Source organism: Desertimonas flava (assembly GCF_003426815.1).
GTDB classification, from domain to species: domain Bacteria; phylum Actinomycetota; class Acidimicrobiia; order Acidimicrobiales; family Ilumatobacteraceae; genus Desertimonas; species Desertimonas flava.
In genome coordinates, this window is the sequence record NZ_QKYK01000003.1 from 158,552 (window position 1) to 173,163 (window position 14,612).

Annotated in this window: 27 protein-coding genes; 25 read left to right on the forward strand and 2 right to left on the reverse strand. The window is 68.1% G+C overall.

Translation table 11 applies throughout. From position 1 onward, the window contains the following. Nucleotides 1-42 precede the first annotated feature (42 nt). From DN771_RS05390 to DN771_RS05420, 10 genes are all read left to right on the forward strand, one after another. The gene (locus DN771_RS05390; RefSeq protein WP_162941570.1) at nt 43-2,652 is read left to right on the forward strand and encodes a DEAD/DEAH box helicase; all 2,610 of its coding nucleotides are present in this window, start codon (nt 43-45) and stop codon (nt 2,650-2,652) included. Between the two features lie 252 nt (nt 2,653-2,904). After that, complete coding sequence (locus DN771_RS29260) at nt 2,905-3,123, forward strand: hypothetical protein (RefSeq protein WP_162941571.1); 219 nt, start codon at nt 2,905-2,907, stop codon at nt 3,121-3,123. Further along, entirely contained in the window at nt 3,116-3,247 is a 132-nt protein-coding gene (locus DN771_RS30655) for a hypothetical protein (RefSeq protein WP_276113507.1), read from the forward strand. Before DN771_RS29260 ends, DN771_RS30655 begins: the two co-directional genes overlap by 8 nt. Beyond that, nucleotides 3,247-3,426, forward strand: a complete 180-nt coding sequence (locus DN771_RS05395; RefSeq protein WP_116996322.1) for a hypothetical protein — start codon at nt 3,247-3,249, stop codon at nt 3,424-3,426. Before DN771_RS30655 ends, DN771_RS05395 begins: the two co-directional genes overlap by 1 nt. Further along, nucleotides 3,419-4,009 carry a hypothetical protein gene (locus DN771_RS05400; RefSeq protein ID WP_116996323.1) on the forward strand — a complete coding sequence of 197 codons (591 nt, stop codon included), beginning with the start codon at nt 3,419-3,421 and terminating at the stop codon, nt 4,007-4,009. The genes DN771_RS05395 and DN771_RS05400 overlap by 8 nt, the downstream gene beginning before the upstream one ends. 91 nt (nt 4,010-4,100) lie before the next feature. Beyond that, on the forward strand, nt 4,101-4,349 hold the full coding sequence (locus DN771_RS05405) for a hypothetical protein (protein WP_116996324.1): 249 nt from the start codon (nt 4,101-4,103) through the stop codon (nt 4,347-4,349). Between the two features lie 5 nt (nt 4,350-4,354). Continuing rightward, entirely contained in the window at nt 4,355-4,516 is a 162-nt protein-coding gene (locus DN771_RS29265; protein WP_162941572.1) for a hypothetical protein, read from the forward strand. Between the two features lie 56 nt (nt 4,517-4,572). Beyond that, on the forward strand, nt 4,573-4,770 hold the full coding sequence (locus DN771_RS05410) for a hypothetical protein (protein ID WP_116996325.1): 198 nt from the start codon (nt 4,573-4,575) through the stop codon (nt 4,768-4,770). After that, nucleotides 4,767-5,429, forward strand: coding sequence for a hypothetical protein (locus DN771_RS05415; RefSeq protein ID WP_116996326.1), 663 nt, complete (start codon nt 4,767-4,769; stop codon nt 5,427-5,429). The genes DN771_RS05410 and DN771_RS05415 overlap by 4 nt, the downstream gene beginning before the upstream one ends. Further along, nucleotides 5,426-6,019 (forward strand): hypothetical protein, encoded by a 594-nt coding sequence (locus DN771_RS05420; protein ID WP_116996327.1) that lies wholly within the window; start codon nt 5,426-5,428, stop codon nt 6,017-6,019. Before DN771_RS05415 ends, DN771_RS05420 begins: the two co-directional genes overlap by 4 nt. A 1-nt stretch (nt 6,020) precedes the next feature. Here DN771_RS05420 and DN771_RS29270 read toward each other — a convergent pair whose 3' ends face one another. Further along, nucleotides 6,021-6,164 (reverse strand): hypothetical protein, encoded by a 144-nt coding sequence (locus DN771_RS29270; RefSeq protein ID WP_162941573.1) that lies wholly within the window; start codon nt 6,162-6,164, stop codon nt 6,021-6,023. 10 nt (nt 6,165-6,174) lie between these two features. Between DN771_RS29270 and DN771_RS29275 the strand changes: the two genes are divergently transcribed. The 15 genes from DN771_RS29275 to DN771_RS05490 all read left to right on the forward strand — a co-directional run bounded on the left by DN771_RS29275 (nt 6,175) and on the right by DN771_RS05490 (nt 14,254). Further along, nucleotides 6,175-6,417: a hypothetical protein gene (locus DN771_RS29275; RefSeq protein WP_162941574.1), complete on the forward strand. Its 243-nt coding sequence runs from the start codon at nt 6,175-6,177 to the stop codon at nt 6,415-6,417. Next, the gene (locus DN771_RS05430; RefSeq protein ID WP_116996329.1) at nt 6,335-8,311 is read left to right on the forward strand and encodes a DNA cytosine methyltransferase; all 1,977 of its coding nucleotides are present in this window, start codon (nt 6,335-6,337) and stop codon (nt 8,309-8,311) included. The genes DN771_RS29275 and DN771_RS05430 overlap by 83 nt, the downstream gene beginning before the upstream one ends. Beyond that, nucleotides 8,308-8,619, forward strand: coding sequence for a hypothetical protein (locus DN771_RS29280; protein WP_162941575.1), 312 nt, complete (start codon nt 8,308-8,310; stop codon nt 8,617-8,619). The genes DN771_RS05430 and DN771_RS29280 overlap by 4 nt, the downstream gene beginning before the upstream one ends. Continuing rightward, nucleotides 8,616-9,134 (forward strand): hypothetical protein, encoded by a 519-nt coding sequence (locus tag DN771_RS29285; RefSeq protein ID WP_162941576.1) that lies wholly within the window; start codon nt 8,616-8,618, stop codon nt 9,132-9,134. Before DN771_RS29280 ends, DN771_RS29285 begins: the two co-directional genes overlap by 4 nt. Then, the gene (locus DN771_RS05440) at nt 9,131-9,427 is read left to right on the forward strand and encodes a hypothetical protein (RefSeq protein ID WP_116996331.1); all 297 of its coding nucleotides are present in this window, start codon (nt 9,131-9,133) and stop codon (nt 9,425-9,427) included. The genes DN771_RS29285 and DN771_RS05440 overlap by 4 nt, the downstream gene beginning before the upstream one ends. Nucleotides 9,428-9,469: 42 nt before the next feature. Continuing rightward, on the forward strand, nt 9,470-9,709 hold the full coding sequence (locus DN771_RS05445) for a hypothetical protein (RefSeq protein WP_162941577.1): 240 nt from the start codon (nt 9,470-9,472) through the stop codon (nt 9,707-9,709). Between the two features lie 38 nt (nt 9,710-9,747). Continuing rightward, the gene (locus DN771_RS05450; RefSeq protein ID WP_116996333.1) at nt 9,748-10,047 is read left to right on the forward strand and encodes a hypothetical protein; all 300 of its coding nucleotides are present in this window, start codon (nt 9,748-9,750) and stop codon (nt 10,045-10,047) included. A 102-nt stretch (nt 10,048-10,149) separates the two neighbouring features. Beyond that, a complete protein-coding gene (locus DN771_RS05455; protein ID WP_162941578.1) occupies nt 10,150-10,614 on the forward strand; it encodes a hypothetical protein in 465 nt (154 codons plus the stop codon). Further along, nucleotides 10,607-10,882 carry a hypothetical protein gene (locus DN771_RS05460; RefSeq protein ID WP_116996335.1) on the forward strand — a complete coding sequence of 92 codons (276 nt, stop codon included), beginning with the start codon at nt 10,607-10,609 and terminating at the stop codon, nt 10,880-10,882. Before DN771_RS05455 ends, DN771_RS05460 begins: the two co-directional genes overlap by 8 nt. After that, nucleotides 10,869-11,246: a hypothetical protein gene (locus DN771_RS05465; protein WP_116996336.1), complete on the forward strand. Its 378-nt coding sequence runs from the start codon at nt 10,869-10,871 to the stop codon at nt 11,244-11,246. Before DN771_RS05460 ends, DN771_RS05465 begins: the two co-directional genes overlap by 14 nt. 222 nt (nt 11,247-11,468) lie before the next feature. After that, nucleotides 11,469-12,290, forward strand: a complete 822-nt coding sequence (locus DN771_RS05470) for an ASCH domain-containing protein (RefSeq protein WP_116996337.1) — start codon at nt 11,469-11,471, stop codon at nt 12,288-12,290. Further along, nucleotides 12,290-12,502: a hypothetical protein gene (locus tag DN771_RS05475; RefSeq protein ID WP_116996338.1), complete on the forward strand. Its 213-nt coding sequence runs from the start codon at nt 12,290-12,292 to the stop codon at nt 12,500-12,502. Before DN771_RS05470 ends, DN771_RS05475 begins: the two co-directional genes overlap by 1 nt. Nucleotides 12,503-12,572: 70 nt before the next feature. Next, nucleotides 12,573-13,109 (forward strand): DUF4326 domain-containing protein, encoded by a 537-nt coding sequence (locus tag DN771_RS05480; RefSeq protein ID WP_116996339.1) that lies wholly within the window; start codon nt 12,573-12,575, stop codon nt 13,107-13,109. After that, the gene (locus DN771_RS05485) at nt 13,109-13,963 is read left to right on the forward strand and encodes a hypothetical protein (protein WP_162941579.1); all 855 of its coding nucleotides are present in this window, start codon (nt 13,109-13,111) and stop codon (nt 13,961-13,963) included. Before DN771_RS05480 ends, DN771_RS05485 begins: the two co-directional genes overlap by 1 nt. An 87-nt stretch (nt 13,964-14,050) precedes the next feature. Next, nucleotides 14,051-14,254, forward strand: coding sequence for a hypothetical protein (locus DN771_RS05490; RefSeq protein ID WP_116996341.1), 204 nt, complete (start codon nt 14,051-14,053; stop codon nt 14,252-14,254). Between the two features lie 6 nt (nt 14,255-14,260). Here the strand turns inward: DN771_RS05490 and DN771_RS05495 are convergent, their stop codons facing one another. Next, nucleotides 14,261-14,560, reverse strand: a complete 300-nt coding sequence (locus tag DN771_RS05495) for a hypothetical protein (protein ID WP_116996342.1) — start codon at nt 14,558-14,560, stop codon at nt 14,261-14,263. Between the last annotated feature and the right edge of the window lie 52 nt (nt 14,561-14,612).

Consider the following 14,612-nt stretch of genomic DNA (forward strand, 5'->3'; position numbering starts at 1 on the left):
GACGTTGAGCCCAATGTCATGCGTGTGGTGCATGATGATGTCGTGGACGCGCGTGCCGAGTTGAAACGGTACCTGCACGCCGCGATCGGTCGGGTCGCGGCGAACTGCGACGGTGCCCGCGAGCAGGACGGGATCGGGTTCGACGGCTCCGACAGCAAGCCGGGCCGCATGATCGCATCGTGTCCGCCCGAGACGTGGTCCGATCAGATGGCGTCGCAGGCCGGGCTGTGGTGCCGCAAGTACGCCCGCCAGATCGGCCCCGACGCCAACGGCCTCGCCGACGAGGCGGCCAAGACGTTCGGCACCGTCACGGCGAAGTCGGCTGACGTGAAGGCCATCACCGCCGCCGAGGGCGGCTTCATCGTCCGGTTCGGCTACAACCCCGACGTCTCCGACGCCTTGCGCGAGATGGTGGTCGGCGCCCGCTGGAACGGCGACAAGCGCGCCTGGATCGTGCCCCGCCAACAGGGCGTCCGGCTCGAAAGCTTTGCCGCCCGGTACGGGTTCACGCTGTCGAACGCAGCCCACGCCCTGCTGACCGCGTCGCGGCACATGCAGACCGCCGACGGCAAGGTCGGCTTCGACGGCACCGACGTCACGATCGCGTTCGCCGACGTCCCCGACGCCGCAGTCCGCAAGGCCGTCAAGGCGTTGCCGGGCTGCCGGTTCGACTCGGTCGCCAAGCTGTGGCGGCTGCCGCCACGCTACGTCCGCACGGTCCGTGACCTCGCCGCACGGTTCGAGTGGGCGACGACCGGCGACTTCGACGCTCTGCCCGACCTCGACCCTGACGTCGTCGACGTCAAGGTGCGCGCCGACGGCACCACGTTGCTGGTGTCGTTCCCGTACGACAAGCAGCTGATCGACATCATGAACCAGGTCGGTGCCCGCTGGGACGGACGCGCCGAGGTGAAGGCGTGGCGGATCCCGGCCGAGGCCGGCTTCGATCTGCTCTCGGTGCTCGAGCACCAGAAGGTGAAGGTCGCCGACGACGACTCGACCGGCGACCTGTTGGACCAGGCCCGCCAGATGCTGGCCAGGATCACGAACTCGCGGGCGCTCGACGCCGACTTCGAGGTGTCCGGCATGGCGTGCGACCTGTATCCGTTCCAGCGGGCCGGCGTGAAGTACGTCGTCGAGGCCGGCGGCCGCAGCCTGATCGGCGACGAGATGGGCTTGGGCAAGACGCCTCAGGGCCTCGCCGCGCTGCAGGCGATGAACGCGTGGCCCGCCGCGGTGCTGGTGCCGAACGTCGTCAAGGTGAACTGGGTGCGCGCCGCGCACAAGTTCTTCCCGCATCTGCGCGTTGTCGCCCTGTACGGCATGTTGAAGCCCGAGTTCGCCCGCCAGCTGGTCCGCATGATCGAAGTCGGCCAACCCGACGGGCTGCTGGTGCCGTACACGATGTCGCCCGGCGAGGCCCGCTCAATCAAAGTCACCGACCGGGCATCGGCGGTCGAGGCGTACACGCTCCTGACGCAGGCCGATCTGATCGTCGTCAACTACGACGTGTTGGGTCCGACCGAGTTGACCGAGAAGGAGACGCTCGTCGGCAAGCGACCCGATCCGGGTTGGGTGCCGGTGTTGAAGGCGCTGCCTTTGAAGGGCATCGTCGCTGACGAGTCGCACGGTCTGAAAGACCCCAAGACGCTGCGGACCCGGGCGTGCATCGAAACGGCCCGGTCGCTGCCCGACGGCGCCGCGAAGATCGGCATGTCCGGCACGCTGGTGTTGAACCGACGTGTCGAGGTTGCCGCCCAGCTGGACTTCATCGGCATGTTGGACGAGTTCGGCGGCTACACCGCCGTCAAACAGATGCCTGATCTGGCCCGTCGGCTTCGAGCCCGCTGCATGGTTCGCCGTGACAAGGCCGAGGTGCTGCCCGAGCTCCCGCCCCGTCAGCACGAACCGATCGTGTTGAACCAGTCCGAGCTCGACGCCAAGGTGATGGCCGAGTACCGCCACGCCGAGCGCGACCTGCTCGACTTCCTGGCCCGCCGCGCGGCGGAGATGGCCCTCGAGGCCGGGCTGGATCCGACGTCGGCAGCGATCGAAGCCCGCATGAAAGCGGCCGGCGCCGAGTTCCTGATCCGCATCGGTGTGCTGCTGCGCTTGGCGTTGCGAGCGAAGAAGAAGGCGGCTCGCCGCTGGATCGACGAGTTCGCCAAGACCGGCGAGAAGCTGCTGGTGTTCGGTTCGCACCTTGAGCAGCTGGATGAGTTCGCCGCTGAGTTCGGCGCCCCTGAGATCAAGGGCGGCGTGTCACCGGAGCGGCGCATGGAGATCGTCGACGACTTCCAGGACCCGAACGGCGCCCAGTTGTGCTTCCTGCAGATCCACGCCGGCGGTGTCGGCCTGACGATGACGGCAGCGAGCAACGTCCTGTTTTTGGAGCAGGCGTGGTCGCCGATGTTGCACGACCAGGCGATCGACCGCTGCTACGGCCGTCTCGACGGCGACCCGCACGGCGCGGTCGGCTGGTATCTGGTCGCTGAGGACACGATCGAAGAGTGGGTGTCGCAGCTGCTCGCGGAGAAGCGCATCGAGTGTGCTGACGCGCTCGACGGTGACGTGACCGACGGCCAGATCGAGTCGACGTCGGTGTACTCCGACCTCGTCGGAATGTTGGTCCGCAAAGCGGTCCAACCATGACCAGTTGTATGCATGTGGGACATGATGATGTATCATCGGTGTCACTGGGAAGCAGGACAGGGTCCCATCGGACACCGACGCACGGTAGCGCCGATGGTCCAAGCGCTTCCGCCCGGGCAGTCCGCCGCTCCGGGCGGGAGCGCTGGCTCAGTGCCTCCCTCCCCTACCTGGTCGCCAGAACGTGCCGCCAACAGGCGCACACGAAGCCTCATCGAAGACCCGCCGGGTCACCAACCAGGAAGGACCAGCCGCGTGAAGCACTGGGTAGTGATGGAAGCTCCGATCGGGGCTCGCATGGTGTGGGCCTGGGGCCTCGTCGGCGACGAGCCCGGGTTCGAGCAGACGTACTTCACCGAGACCGACGGCCACACGCCGGCCAACATCGACGACGCCCCGTCGAAGCTTGGGGCCGTCCTGTTCGTTGTACCGGCTGCTGCTGGTGGCCTCGAACTTCCGCCTGTCGATGATTGATCGGCGCCGCCGGCTGAACGAGGCGCTGGCCACCGCGGTCTGCGCCGGCGCGGCGCTCACCGCGGCGGCGCTGGCCTGGTCGGCGTTATGCGTGGCGGTGTGGGCGACGAGGGTCGCTCTCTGATGGGCCGAACCGAGACGCTCGACCCGCTGTCACAGCAGGTCGAAGAAGCCTTCCGTGCGTTCGCGTTCGGGTCGAGCGACCCGGCCGTGCGCGAGCAGAACCGGATCCGCTACGAGGGCTTATTGGCCCGCTACCGACGAGAGAAGGGATACGACCGTGACAACGGAGCCCATGCCTGACGTGCTCACCAACGGCTTGCTCGGCGACGTCGCCGACCGGCTGGTCGAGGGCGTCAAGATCCGCAAGAAGCATGACGGCCCGACGATGGCGGTGCGTGCCGTCGACTGGGACCTGACCGACCGGAACAGCCCGACCGTCACGGTGAGGGGAGCCTTGCTCGACGGCGGACCGGCGTTCGAACGTGACGGAGTCGAGGCCCGTTGGCTGATCCGATCCGACGAGCACGTGTTCTTCGCCACCGGGCCGCGCCCTCCCGACGCCAATGGCACGCTGACGATCCCCGCCCAACTCGTCACCGACGACACGGCCGACAGCGAGCTCGTGGACGCGCTCCGCGATCAGATGGGCCGCACCGTCCTCACCGAGCCGGCGCCGCCGCCGATCGTGGCGCCGCCGGCGCCGCGGTTCCCCCCGCGAGGCGAGTGGCAACGCGTACAGGTGAGGCTGCCGCCCGGCCTGCTCGAGCGGCTCGAGGTGGCCGCCGATGATCGAGTGGTGGGCCGCGACCTCTTGATGGCCCACCTGGTCGCCGACGGGCTGACTCGCCTGCATTCTTCCGGGTTTCCGGCCGCCACCCCTTGACTACTGTAGCCTGATTCACTACAGTCATAGATGTCAACTACATACCACCCACCGGAAGGGAAGCCGGTGGTCTCGAAAGGAACCCGCAGCGATGACGCTCCTCTCCACCCCCATCACCTTGGACCCGTTGCCCACGGTCGAAGACCTCAAGGCCAAGATGCTGGCCGAAGCCACCCAGGGAACGGTCGAAGACCCCGAAGACCAGTGGATGGGCGCCAGCGCCCCCTACGAGATGCCCGCAGTGCCCGCTCGCCGGGATTGGGAGTCCACCTGCAGCTGCTGCTTCCTCATCAAGAACGCAGCCAACCTGCTCGACAGCGTCTGCAGCGATTGCCGGTGACCCCGATGACCACGACGCTCTTCACCGAGACCGCCTGCGAGCTCTGCCAGGAACGGTTCCGGCCGATCGACGAGATCGCCGAGATGTACGACCCCGACAACGACGCCGACGGCTCCCTGATCGTCCACGCCGACTGCGGCCTCAGCCGCGGCTTCGAGATCGCCTGATCCCAACCAACCCGCTGCCGGAAGGGAAGCCGGCAGCTCACGAAAGGAACCCACCCATGACCCTGACCGATCGCCGCGGCATCAACGCCGCGGCCAACAGGACGACCGTGCTGCTGCCCGGTGGCGTCGCCGGCACGCTCCTCGGTTGGCAACGCAGAGGCCACCGGGCCCGCGTGCTCGTCGGCGGCCGCCACAAGCTCGTCGAGAAGGCCGACGTCGAACTCGCCCCTCAGCCGGTCGAGGCCCGGTCGTGAGCGACGACATCATCGACGACCTCCACGCCGCCGAGGACCACATCGGCGTCCTCGAGCAGGCCATCGAGGATCTGCTCGCCGCCGGCACTTTCGAGCCCGGCGCGACCGACCGAGCCCGGTCCCTGCTCGGCTCCTACGAGCGCCCGTCGTGCGACGAGGACTGCGACAACGAGTTCTGCGGCAGCCCTCGCCACAACACCCAGGTGTGGGACGACGTCGCCGACGTGTGGGTGGACGACGAGCAGACCTGCCCGCACGACCCGGATGGCCAGCATCACTTCGGCTGCGGCTGCGACTACCAGTCGCCCGACGACGACCCGCCGCCCGGCCTGATCAACTGCGACCGCTGCGGCGAAACGGTGCTCGCGCACCTCGTCGCCACACACCAACAGCTGCACTGCCACGGCGCGTCCGTCGAGCCCGGCCAGTGCTCGTTCCGGTTCGCCAGCGGCGGGTGCTGCACCGAACCCGCGGGCCATGAGCAACAGCCAACACCGAGCGGACATGTCGAACTCATCGCTCCGCTCCGCGTCTGTCGGGACGAGACATGCCCGGAGTGCGGATGGTTCGAGACGTACGGAGAAGCAGGTTCGGCAGGGTTCGAGGGCGGTCCTGTCGCAGTCGGCTGTTCGAGGTGCGGATGGAGGGAAGCGCTGTGAGCGGCCCGTTCACGTTCGACCTCTTCGCCGCCCGTTTCGACCTCGAGGCGCTTGGCGTCGACGAGATGCCCACGTGGGACGAGTCGCCGGCCCGGATGATTGAGCAGACCTTCTACGACGTCGCCGTCGAAGCCGGCCACCTGGCCGGCCCGGACGGCTGGTCGATCCTGCTGTACCCGCTGATCTACGACTCCGACCCCGACGGTCTGCTTGTCACCGTCGTCCGGCCGAACCCGTTACCCGCGCTGGCGGGCAACCCGAGCGACTGGGACGACTGGCTGCCGAAGGACTCGTCCGCCCGATCATTGTCGGTCGACGAGACGATCGACCTGGTGCAACGCCTGGTCGACGAGGCGAACCGGCTCGTCGCCGACAGCGGCCTCGCGAGGGTTGCCGCGGTCATGGACGAGTCCGCGTTCGACGGGGACGGCTGGAACGGCGGCGACGTGTGCGGCGATCTCGCCGTCATGCTCACCAAGAGCGGCTACTTCGTCGACTGCGCCGAGCACGGCGAGTACTGCGGCCTCGTCAAGCCCGGCTGCCCGCTCTGCACCGGCGACCAGGAAGAGGACGAGGACGACGACCGGTGATCTACCGGTTCGACGTCGACTGCCCCGCCTGTGGTGCCGACCCGGTCCACGTGACCGGATCGGCACCGCTGCCCGCGGCGAACCCGAAGTCGTCGGCGATCGTCCGCTGCCCCGCCTGCGACACCGAATGGTTCCTCGAACTCACGTTGGCGTCGATGGCCCGCATCGGCCACCGCGAACGCCTCGCCGACCTGCTGCTCGACGAACACATCGCTCGCGCGAACCCCGAACCCGAACCCGTCTTCGACGAGACCGCACCGTTCGCACCGCTGGTGCTCGCGGTCCTCGAAGCATCCCCCGACACGAAAGATGACGATGTCCACCACCACCACCAAGGCGAAACGCCGCAAGACCGCCGAGCACAGGCCCGCCGTCAGACGACGCCGATTCCGGCATGACGAACTGACCGCCGTCGACCTGTTCTCCGGCTTCGGCGGCCTGACCCGCGGCATCCGCCGGGCCGGCGTGACGACGATCATGGCGGCCAACCACAACCCGTACAAGATCGAGGTGCACGAGGCCAACGAACCCGAGTGCGAGCACTGGATCGCCGACCTCGTCGACGAGACGTCGGGCGACTACCACTCGGCCGCGGACCTGCCGCCGGCCGACATGCTCGTCGCCGGCATCTCGTGTGTGCACCACAGCCAGGCGAACGCGAAGAAGGCGTACGCACAGGGCCTGAACCTATTCACGATGGACGACCCGGACTGGGAGGCCCGCGTCACCCGCTCCGAACGTGACCGGGCCACCGCGGTCTGTGTGCTGCAGTACGCGGAGAAGAACGCACCGCGGGTCATGTTGATCGAATGCACGACCGAACTGACGTCGTGGGGGCCCGCGCTGCCGAACAAGCCGAAGGTCGGCGACGGCTCGTCGTACCGGTGGTGGCTGAACGAGGTCCACAAGCTCGGCTACCGATCGAAGACGCTGTACCTGAACTCGCAGTTCTTCGGGGTGCCGCAGTCGCGGGACCGCATCTACATCTGCTTCTGGCGCAGCGAGCTCCCGACCCCCGATCTGGAGCATCGGCCGCCGTCGTGGTGCTTCCACTGCGACCGTGTCGTCGAGGCGGTGTGGTCGTGGCGCACCAGGATCCCGCCGACCGGCTCGGTCCGCTACGGAAAGCAGTACGACTACCGATGCCCGTCTTGCAACCACGAGGTGATCCCGCCGATGACGCCGTCGCTCGCGGCGTTGGACCTGACCGACCTCGGAACCCGGATCGGTGACCGCGACCGGCCGCTCGCCGCGTCGACGATGGCCCGGGCGGAGCGGTGCCGGCAACGGTTCGCTGACTTCCCGGCCGTGCTGATGCCCGCCAAGGCCCTGCCGCGCGGCTCGGACCGGCACCCCTGGCAGCCGATGGCGACACAGACGTCGCAGCAGGAGACAGCCGTGCTGTCCACCGGCGCCTTGGTGACGGCGGCAGGGAACACGTTCGAGTGGAACGACCGGTCGATGACCCGGATCCGCCGGTTCGATCAGCCGCTGTGGACCCAACACGCCACCAACGCCGCCGGGCTGCTGACCCCGCCCACCGCGATGGCGCTGATGCCCTATCGCAACGGGAATCAGCCAGTGCCGACCGATCAGCCACTGCCGACGCAGGCGTCGCACGAATCGATGGCGGTCGTCTCGGCGCCGCTGGCGAACCGGACGAACGCCACCCCGACCGACCCGACCGAGCCGATGCCGACGCTCGTTGGCGGCGCCGGCTCCGGTGGCGTCGGCGTCATCTCGTCAGGCGTCCTGCCGTTCCGTGCGAACACGATCCCGCCGACGCACGGCGAGCCGATGCCGACGTTCACGTCGGAACAGGTGCCCGGCGTGCTGACCGCCGCCGGCGTCATCAAGAACAACGGCGCGATCGGCGAAGCCCAGTACCGGGCGCGTCCGGTCGACGAGCCGCTCGGCACGGTCGTCGGGTCCGGCAACAGCAAGGGGCTGCTGTTCTCCGGCTGGTTCAAGCAGAACGGCGGTCCCGCGGACACGGCACCGCACCCGATGTCGGACCCGTGGGGCACGCTCACCTCGCGCGACACGACCGGTCTGCTGATGGCCGACTGGCGGGCGCAGCTGGCCGACCTGCCGCTCGAGGACTGCTACTTCCGCATGATGTTCGCCCACGAGGTCGGCGTCGGCTGCGGCTTCGACGTCGACCATCCGGCGTACGGCGATGGTGGCTTCATCGTGTGGGGCTCGACCCGTGACCAGGTCGACGGGTTCGGCAACGCGGTTTCGCCGCAGGTCGGTGAGTTCATCGGTGGCCGGTTGAGGGCGATCCTGTGAGCCCGTGCACGCAGTGCGGCCGCGAGTTCGAGCGGCCCAGTCGACGGGGCCCGGCACCGCAGTACTGCTCGCCGGCGTGCCGCCAGGCCGCTCACCGCGAACGAAAGACGGAGCCGCCGCTGACGCAGTGGCGTCGCCACCTGATGGAGCTCGGCGAGTTCATGGAAACGATCCAGGACTCCGTTGCCGGCTACCGCTCCGCCCTCCAACGCCTCCAATACCCGAGCGTCGTGGTCGACCAGATGTCGGTCGCCTACCACGCCTTCGTCCTCGACATGGTCGTCAGACAGATGGGAGCAACGAAATGAGACAGTCCCCGAAAGACGGCGCCCTGATGCCCGAGCGCGGGTTCTCGAAGGCGTCGAACCGGCAGTCGTCGATGCTGCCCGACGGCGCGACGGGCTGGGTGTCGCACGACGGCCTGCTGGTCCTGTCGACGTGCGCAGTGATGGAGCTTCCTGGCCAACCGGACGGCGTCAACGGCCTCACGTGGTTCCTGTCGGTGTCGCGCCTCGATGGCGACACGACCGAGGCCCGCCGAGCATCAGACGACGAGATGGCCAGGGTCGTCGAGTGCTTCGATCTGCCGGCGTTCGACGAGGACAACCACTTTCCCGGTGTCAGCCGCGGGCTGTTCTGTCCGATCGACCCGCAGTACCGGGCGGCCTGCGATTGCAAGATCACCGAGACGGTCGTCGTCGAGCCGGACGGCTTCGAGTGGACGAACCCGACCGACGGCGAATGCCGCGGCTGCAGCTACGAGCACGCCGCGGCCCGGTTCGGCCAGACGTCGCCGTGCCCGATCCACGGGCCCGGCCAGTGACCGCCCGACGCGGCCCGGCACCGCTGTTCCGGCTGCCGTTCGAACCGCTGGCCCGGATCGTCGACGTCCGCTACCGCGGCGTGTGCCGAGAGGGGCAGGGCTGGCAGGAGCTCACGCCGGCCACGGTGTTCTGCGAGGCGTTGGACGTGCACCCGCAGAAGTTCGCCCGGTGGAGGGCGAAAGGCTTGACGGTCGACGACGCGGATGACATCGCGGTGCGGTTGGGGATGCATCCGGCGTCGATCTGGCCCGAGTGGTGGTCGATCCCGATCGACGAGGACGTCGCGGCGTGACGTCGGCGAACTGTGTGACACCCTGTCGGTACGGTGGGTTCGGTGAGCAGGTCTGGCGAGATGTTGGCGGCGATTCATGCCGGCAAGGTGACCGCCGCGGCCGACGGCTCGTTCCAGATGTGGAAGACGGCGACGCTGTCATCACCCGTGACCCGGCATGTCGCGCCGCTTGTCGACGCGGGCCTCGTTCTTGTCGCCGGCACGACGGTCGAGTTGACCGAGGATGGGCGGGCAATCGTCGACGAGGCTCTGGCTCGGCTGGCCGACCGGCTCGACACATAGCGGCGAGGTTGTCACCCCCGGCGTTCACAATCAGCGGCATGAACAACCTCATGAAGTCCACCGCCCTGGCAGCGCTCGCTGTCGGGTCGTTCGTTGCTGTCAACGCCGCCGGCGGCGGTTCGGCGTCGGCTCTCGCGCCGTGCGCTGACAGCAACGGCTCCGCTCCGGGTGGTTCCGTGTATTTCACGGCCGCTTGGTACCGGTCGGGCGCGCCGGCGCCGTGCACGGTGACTCCGCCGCAACGGCTCCACATCACGGGGCTGACCGCTGCCGAGTGCGCCACCGCGGGCGGCAGCTATCAGGCGTCGCCGCCGATCTGCTGGGACATCGACCTCTGAGCCCGAGGTAGCGCTGGCGGGCGGCTGGCAGCCATCGGGGTCCGAGGCCCCGACGCCCACGACACCGGGAGGGAAGCCCGGTGCATGACGAAAGGATCCACGATGACCCGTACCCGCAATTTCGACGTCGACACGCCCGAGGGCCAGGCGAACGTCGCCCGCGCGATCGGCAAGGCAGTGGCGACCGTGATCGTCGCGATCGTCTTGGTGATCGTCGGCTGGAAGGTCGTGTCGCCGAAGCTGAACCTGTACCGCAGCAACACCGAGAAGCAGTCGGTGATCGCCGAGCAGGAAGCCATCAGCCAGGCGGAGGTGTACGCCGCTCAGAAGCGCGTCACCGCGGCGGAGGCCGAGGCCGAGGCGCGCATCATCGAGGCCGAGTCGATCGCCGAGTCGCAGCGCATCATCTCTGAGACGTTGACGCCGGAGTATCTGACGTGGCGGTTCTACGAGGTGCTGGCCACGACGGAGAACGAGATCATCTACGTGCCGACCGAGGCGGGGCTGCCCATCTTGGAGGCCGCACGCAACACGCCGCCTGTCGTCGTGGAGTCCGACAATGGGTGACGCCCCGGTTCCGTCTGACTACGTGAAGTCGTTCATCGGTCGGACCGTGACGATCGAGTCGAGCCGCAAGGCGCACAACGCGACGGGTCGGATCGACGGGGTCCGGTGGGATGGCTGCTCGATCCGCACGGAGCGTGGCGATTTCCCCGGCGTGGCGTTCCTGATCAAACCGGAGGACGGCCGCCGCGCGTTCTGGTCGACGGCGTTCCCCGACTACGGCGAACCCGTCGACGCCAAGGCGAAGGAGTCGGCCGATGTCGGCGGCTGAGGACTACCCGAACCTGGCGTCGATCGCCGACAACAAGCGCCACGTGAATCCGGCGATCCCGGAGCAGTGCCGTGACGCGCTCGCCGAGCTCGACAAGCTTCGTGGCGACGTCGCCAATCTGCTCGCCCAAGCCGCGACGGCGGCGAGAACGATCGCCGTCACCCGGTTCGTCGCCGACCACTGGCGCGAGGCGCTGAACGCTTCGAACAGCAGTCGGCTGTGTGCCCATCCGTTGTGCATGGTGCTCCACGCTCTCGATGGCGAGACCGACCCGGTGCAGATGGGCATCGAACACGACGCTCACGCCGCGCTCGCTGCCGTGGTGGCGCGGCCGCCGTGGCCCGCTGAGGCGGTGACCGAGTGAACGTGGACGGCCAGACGTGGAAGTGGCCGACGCTGTGAGCGGCAAGGCCCGCGACGTGTTCTACGGCCGCCGCGGAGGCCACTGGATCGACGGCGACCTGCCCGCGCCACCATCACCGTGCGACGTGTGCGGCGGCCCGGTGTACGGCCACACCGGTTCGGGCCTCCCACTCCACCAGGACTGTCGGCCAGCGCCGCCACCAGACGCACAAGGAAGCCTTCTATGACCCAACTGACCTGCCTTAGCCTCTGGCAGCCATACGCCACGCTGCTGGTCCTCGACAACCCGGCAACCGGAGACCCGTTCAAGGAGATCGAGACCCGCCCGATGCCCCCGTGGAAGACGCCCGGCTACCGGACGTTCCCCGGCGCGGCGCCGAAGCCTGGCGACTGGATCGGCATCCACGCCACCGCTCGCCACGCCCGCGAACGCGAGCTCGACCAGTTGAACAACGCGGTCGGGGACCTGCCGATCCACTTCTCGACTGAGGACACCCGTGATGGCCTGATGCTCGCGGTCCGTGACGACGAGGTCGAGACTGCGTTCGAACCCGGAGCGTGGACGTCGGGGAACACGCACGGCTATTGGGCGCCGTACAGCGCCCTGGTCGGCACGGCTCGCATCGTCGGCGCGGTCCCGATGGTCCGTCCCGGCCAACGGTCGACGCCGGAGCATGTGTCGATCGCCGAGGACGGCGACGGTGTGACGCTGCTGCGTTGGAAGTTCGACGGCGTGGGCCAGTCCGCCGATCTGGTCGAGTGTGAACCGATCGGCCACGAGTACCCGTTCGGCTGGTACGAGCCGGGCAGGTGGGCGTGGATCCTCGAGGACGCCAAGTCGGTGCTCGAACGGTGCCCGCGATGCATGGACTCTGGACGGGTGCCGGACGATCGGCCCGAGGCGCCGCGGGGCCTACACGGCCATCTGCAGGCGTGGATGCCGTGTTCTGTCTGCGAGGGCGCAGGCCGGCTCGCCCGATACCCGACGGTGGCGGGCCGGCAGGGCTGGTGGCGTCTCGATCTCGACACGCTGGCGGTGGCGTGATGCCCGGCGAGTTGGAGGCGTTGCGTGACTGGAAGCGCAGCGCGCTCGTGGTGCTTGCCGAGTGGGAGGCCGTGTTCGATGCTGCGGGCCGGCCGGGCCCGGTGGGACGCTCGAAGGCGGCGAACACGAACGCGGAGGTGCTGCGCCTCCGAGCGGAGAACAGCGTGCTGGCCGCTGCGCTCGCAGACCGAGGGGATGGCGACGATGGGTGAGATGCGTTGCCCTCACTGCCGGTCGAGCGATGTGTGGTGCTCCCGGGAGTGCACCAGCGAGCGGCCGCACATGCACTACTGCAAGACGTGCGGCTACGACGGCACGACCCCGGTCGACCGGCCGCGCCGGATCCGTCTGCGTCGAACGAAGGGCTGGCGAAAGCCCGACGGCGCCGTGGTCGTCGCGCGGCCGTCGAGGTGGGGCAACCCGTTCCGTCTCGGCACCCCGCACGGCCTCGTCCGCTATGGGCCCCGTCACCTCGAACGGTTCGGGCGGGCATGGGACTACGAGGGCCGGATCAGCGCGGACGGGAACCGGCACGACATGTGGTTCGCTGCGGACGACATCGTCGAGACCTATGTCCGCTACGCCACCGCGGCCGAGGCGGTCGAACTGTTCCGCCTGACGCTGACCGCACCCACGCCCGCGATGCTGATGGCCTTCCCGTCCGGTGGCGGCCACTTGGCCCGCTTCACCGTCGACGACGTCGCCCAGCTGGCCGGCCACGACCTCGCGTGCTGGTGTCCGTTCGACCAGCCCTGCCACGCCGACGTCCTGCTCGAGCTCGCCAACCTGGCGACTCCGGTCGAGCAGAATGTGTGCTGATGGCTCGACTCTTCGACAAGGCCTTGGCATACCGGCCACCGAGTGGCAACAACCGCAACCTCTTCACCGAACTACAGGAAGGCTTGCAGTGGGCGACACCGTTGGTCTGCGATGACCTTCTCCCGTACGCCCCCGACGACACTGACTTCTCGGCTCTGTCGGGCGTACGCGTGCCCTGGCCGCTCGCATTCGTTGAGTGGCGCAACAATCAGGGGATCGAGCTGGGGGTCACCGCCTTCGAGGTCGATGCGGACGTCGTGCACGGCGGCCCGCCACCGAATGGCGCGACGCGAACGATCGTGATGCGGGGCATGTCAGCCCGACGGAAGTCTGACCAAGTGCTGGCGTGGGCGGACGGCATCGACATTGATGTCACTGAGAACGGCGACGTTGTGGACTACAACATCCGGTTTCTCGATCCCGACTTTGAACGCGACCTCGCTGCCGACCCCGATAGAGCGAAGACGATGATCAGAGATCTGATCGGCATCGCACATCTTGCGGGCTGGTTCCTGATGGCGGCAAACGCCAAGAACATTGAGATCGAACCGGTGGAGCCGTCAGCTGGCCTGTCTCGGAACTGGCGGCGCAAGACCGGGCAGCCCTTGCACAGCTACAACCGGGTGCTGCTGCCGCACGATGCCCGTAGCGGGTCGTCTCGCCGATCGGGCGGCGCGCCGGCTCCGTTGGAGATCGTCAAAGGTCACTTCAAGACCTACGACGATCAACGTCCCCTGTTCGGGAAGCTGACCGGAACGTGGTGGTGGGCGCCGTTCGCTCGTGGCGACGCATCGGCCGGGGTTCGGGAGCACGACTACGCATTCGGGCCTGAGGCACCAGACGGCAACAGCTGAGCTCTGTCACCCCGCCGTCGCAAAGTCGATGGCATGAAGCTTCGTGTCCAGGCCGACGTGAACGGCGCCGTGAACCGGTGACCGACCATGATCGTCGCGCGGCTGTGGGCCGATCACGTCCGGGAGTGTGACCCGATCGCCACGATCGAGATCGCTGAGGCGCCGTTGGAGCTCGTGGTGCCGTCGGATCTCGGGTTGAACGCTGTGTACACGCTGCGGTCGAAGGTTGTGCCGGATTGGACGGGTCGGACGCCGGCGTCGGCCGACTACGAGTTCGACCACATCGCCTGATCGAGTTCAGTGGATCTCGTCATGAAGAACGAATGCGGCGATCGCCGCAGCTAGTAGCAGACCCGCCGTACCGATGGCTGTCCAGTTGTGCGAGGGGGCCGGATCTCGATCAGCGAGTGCCACCATCGATTGCACGATGACCGCCGCCGGACCGACAGTGAGGTAGGCGAAGGCCAGCCCCCGAACGATGCCTGGCCTGTCGTTGGGAGTCTTCGCGGCGCGCTGAATGAGCAGAAGTGAGACCGCCAGGAAGACGGCCGAGATGGCAGCGGCGGTTGCCCAAAACTCCGGGTTCGACTCGGTCATCACGCCGGCAGCATTGCAGACCGTGATGTCGGATGAGCACTGGTTCGTCGCC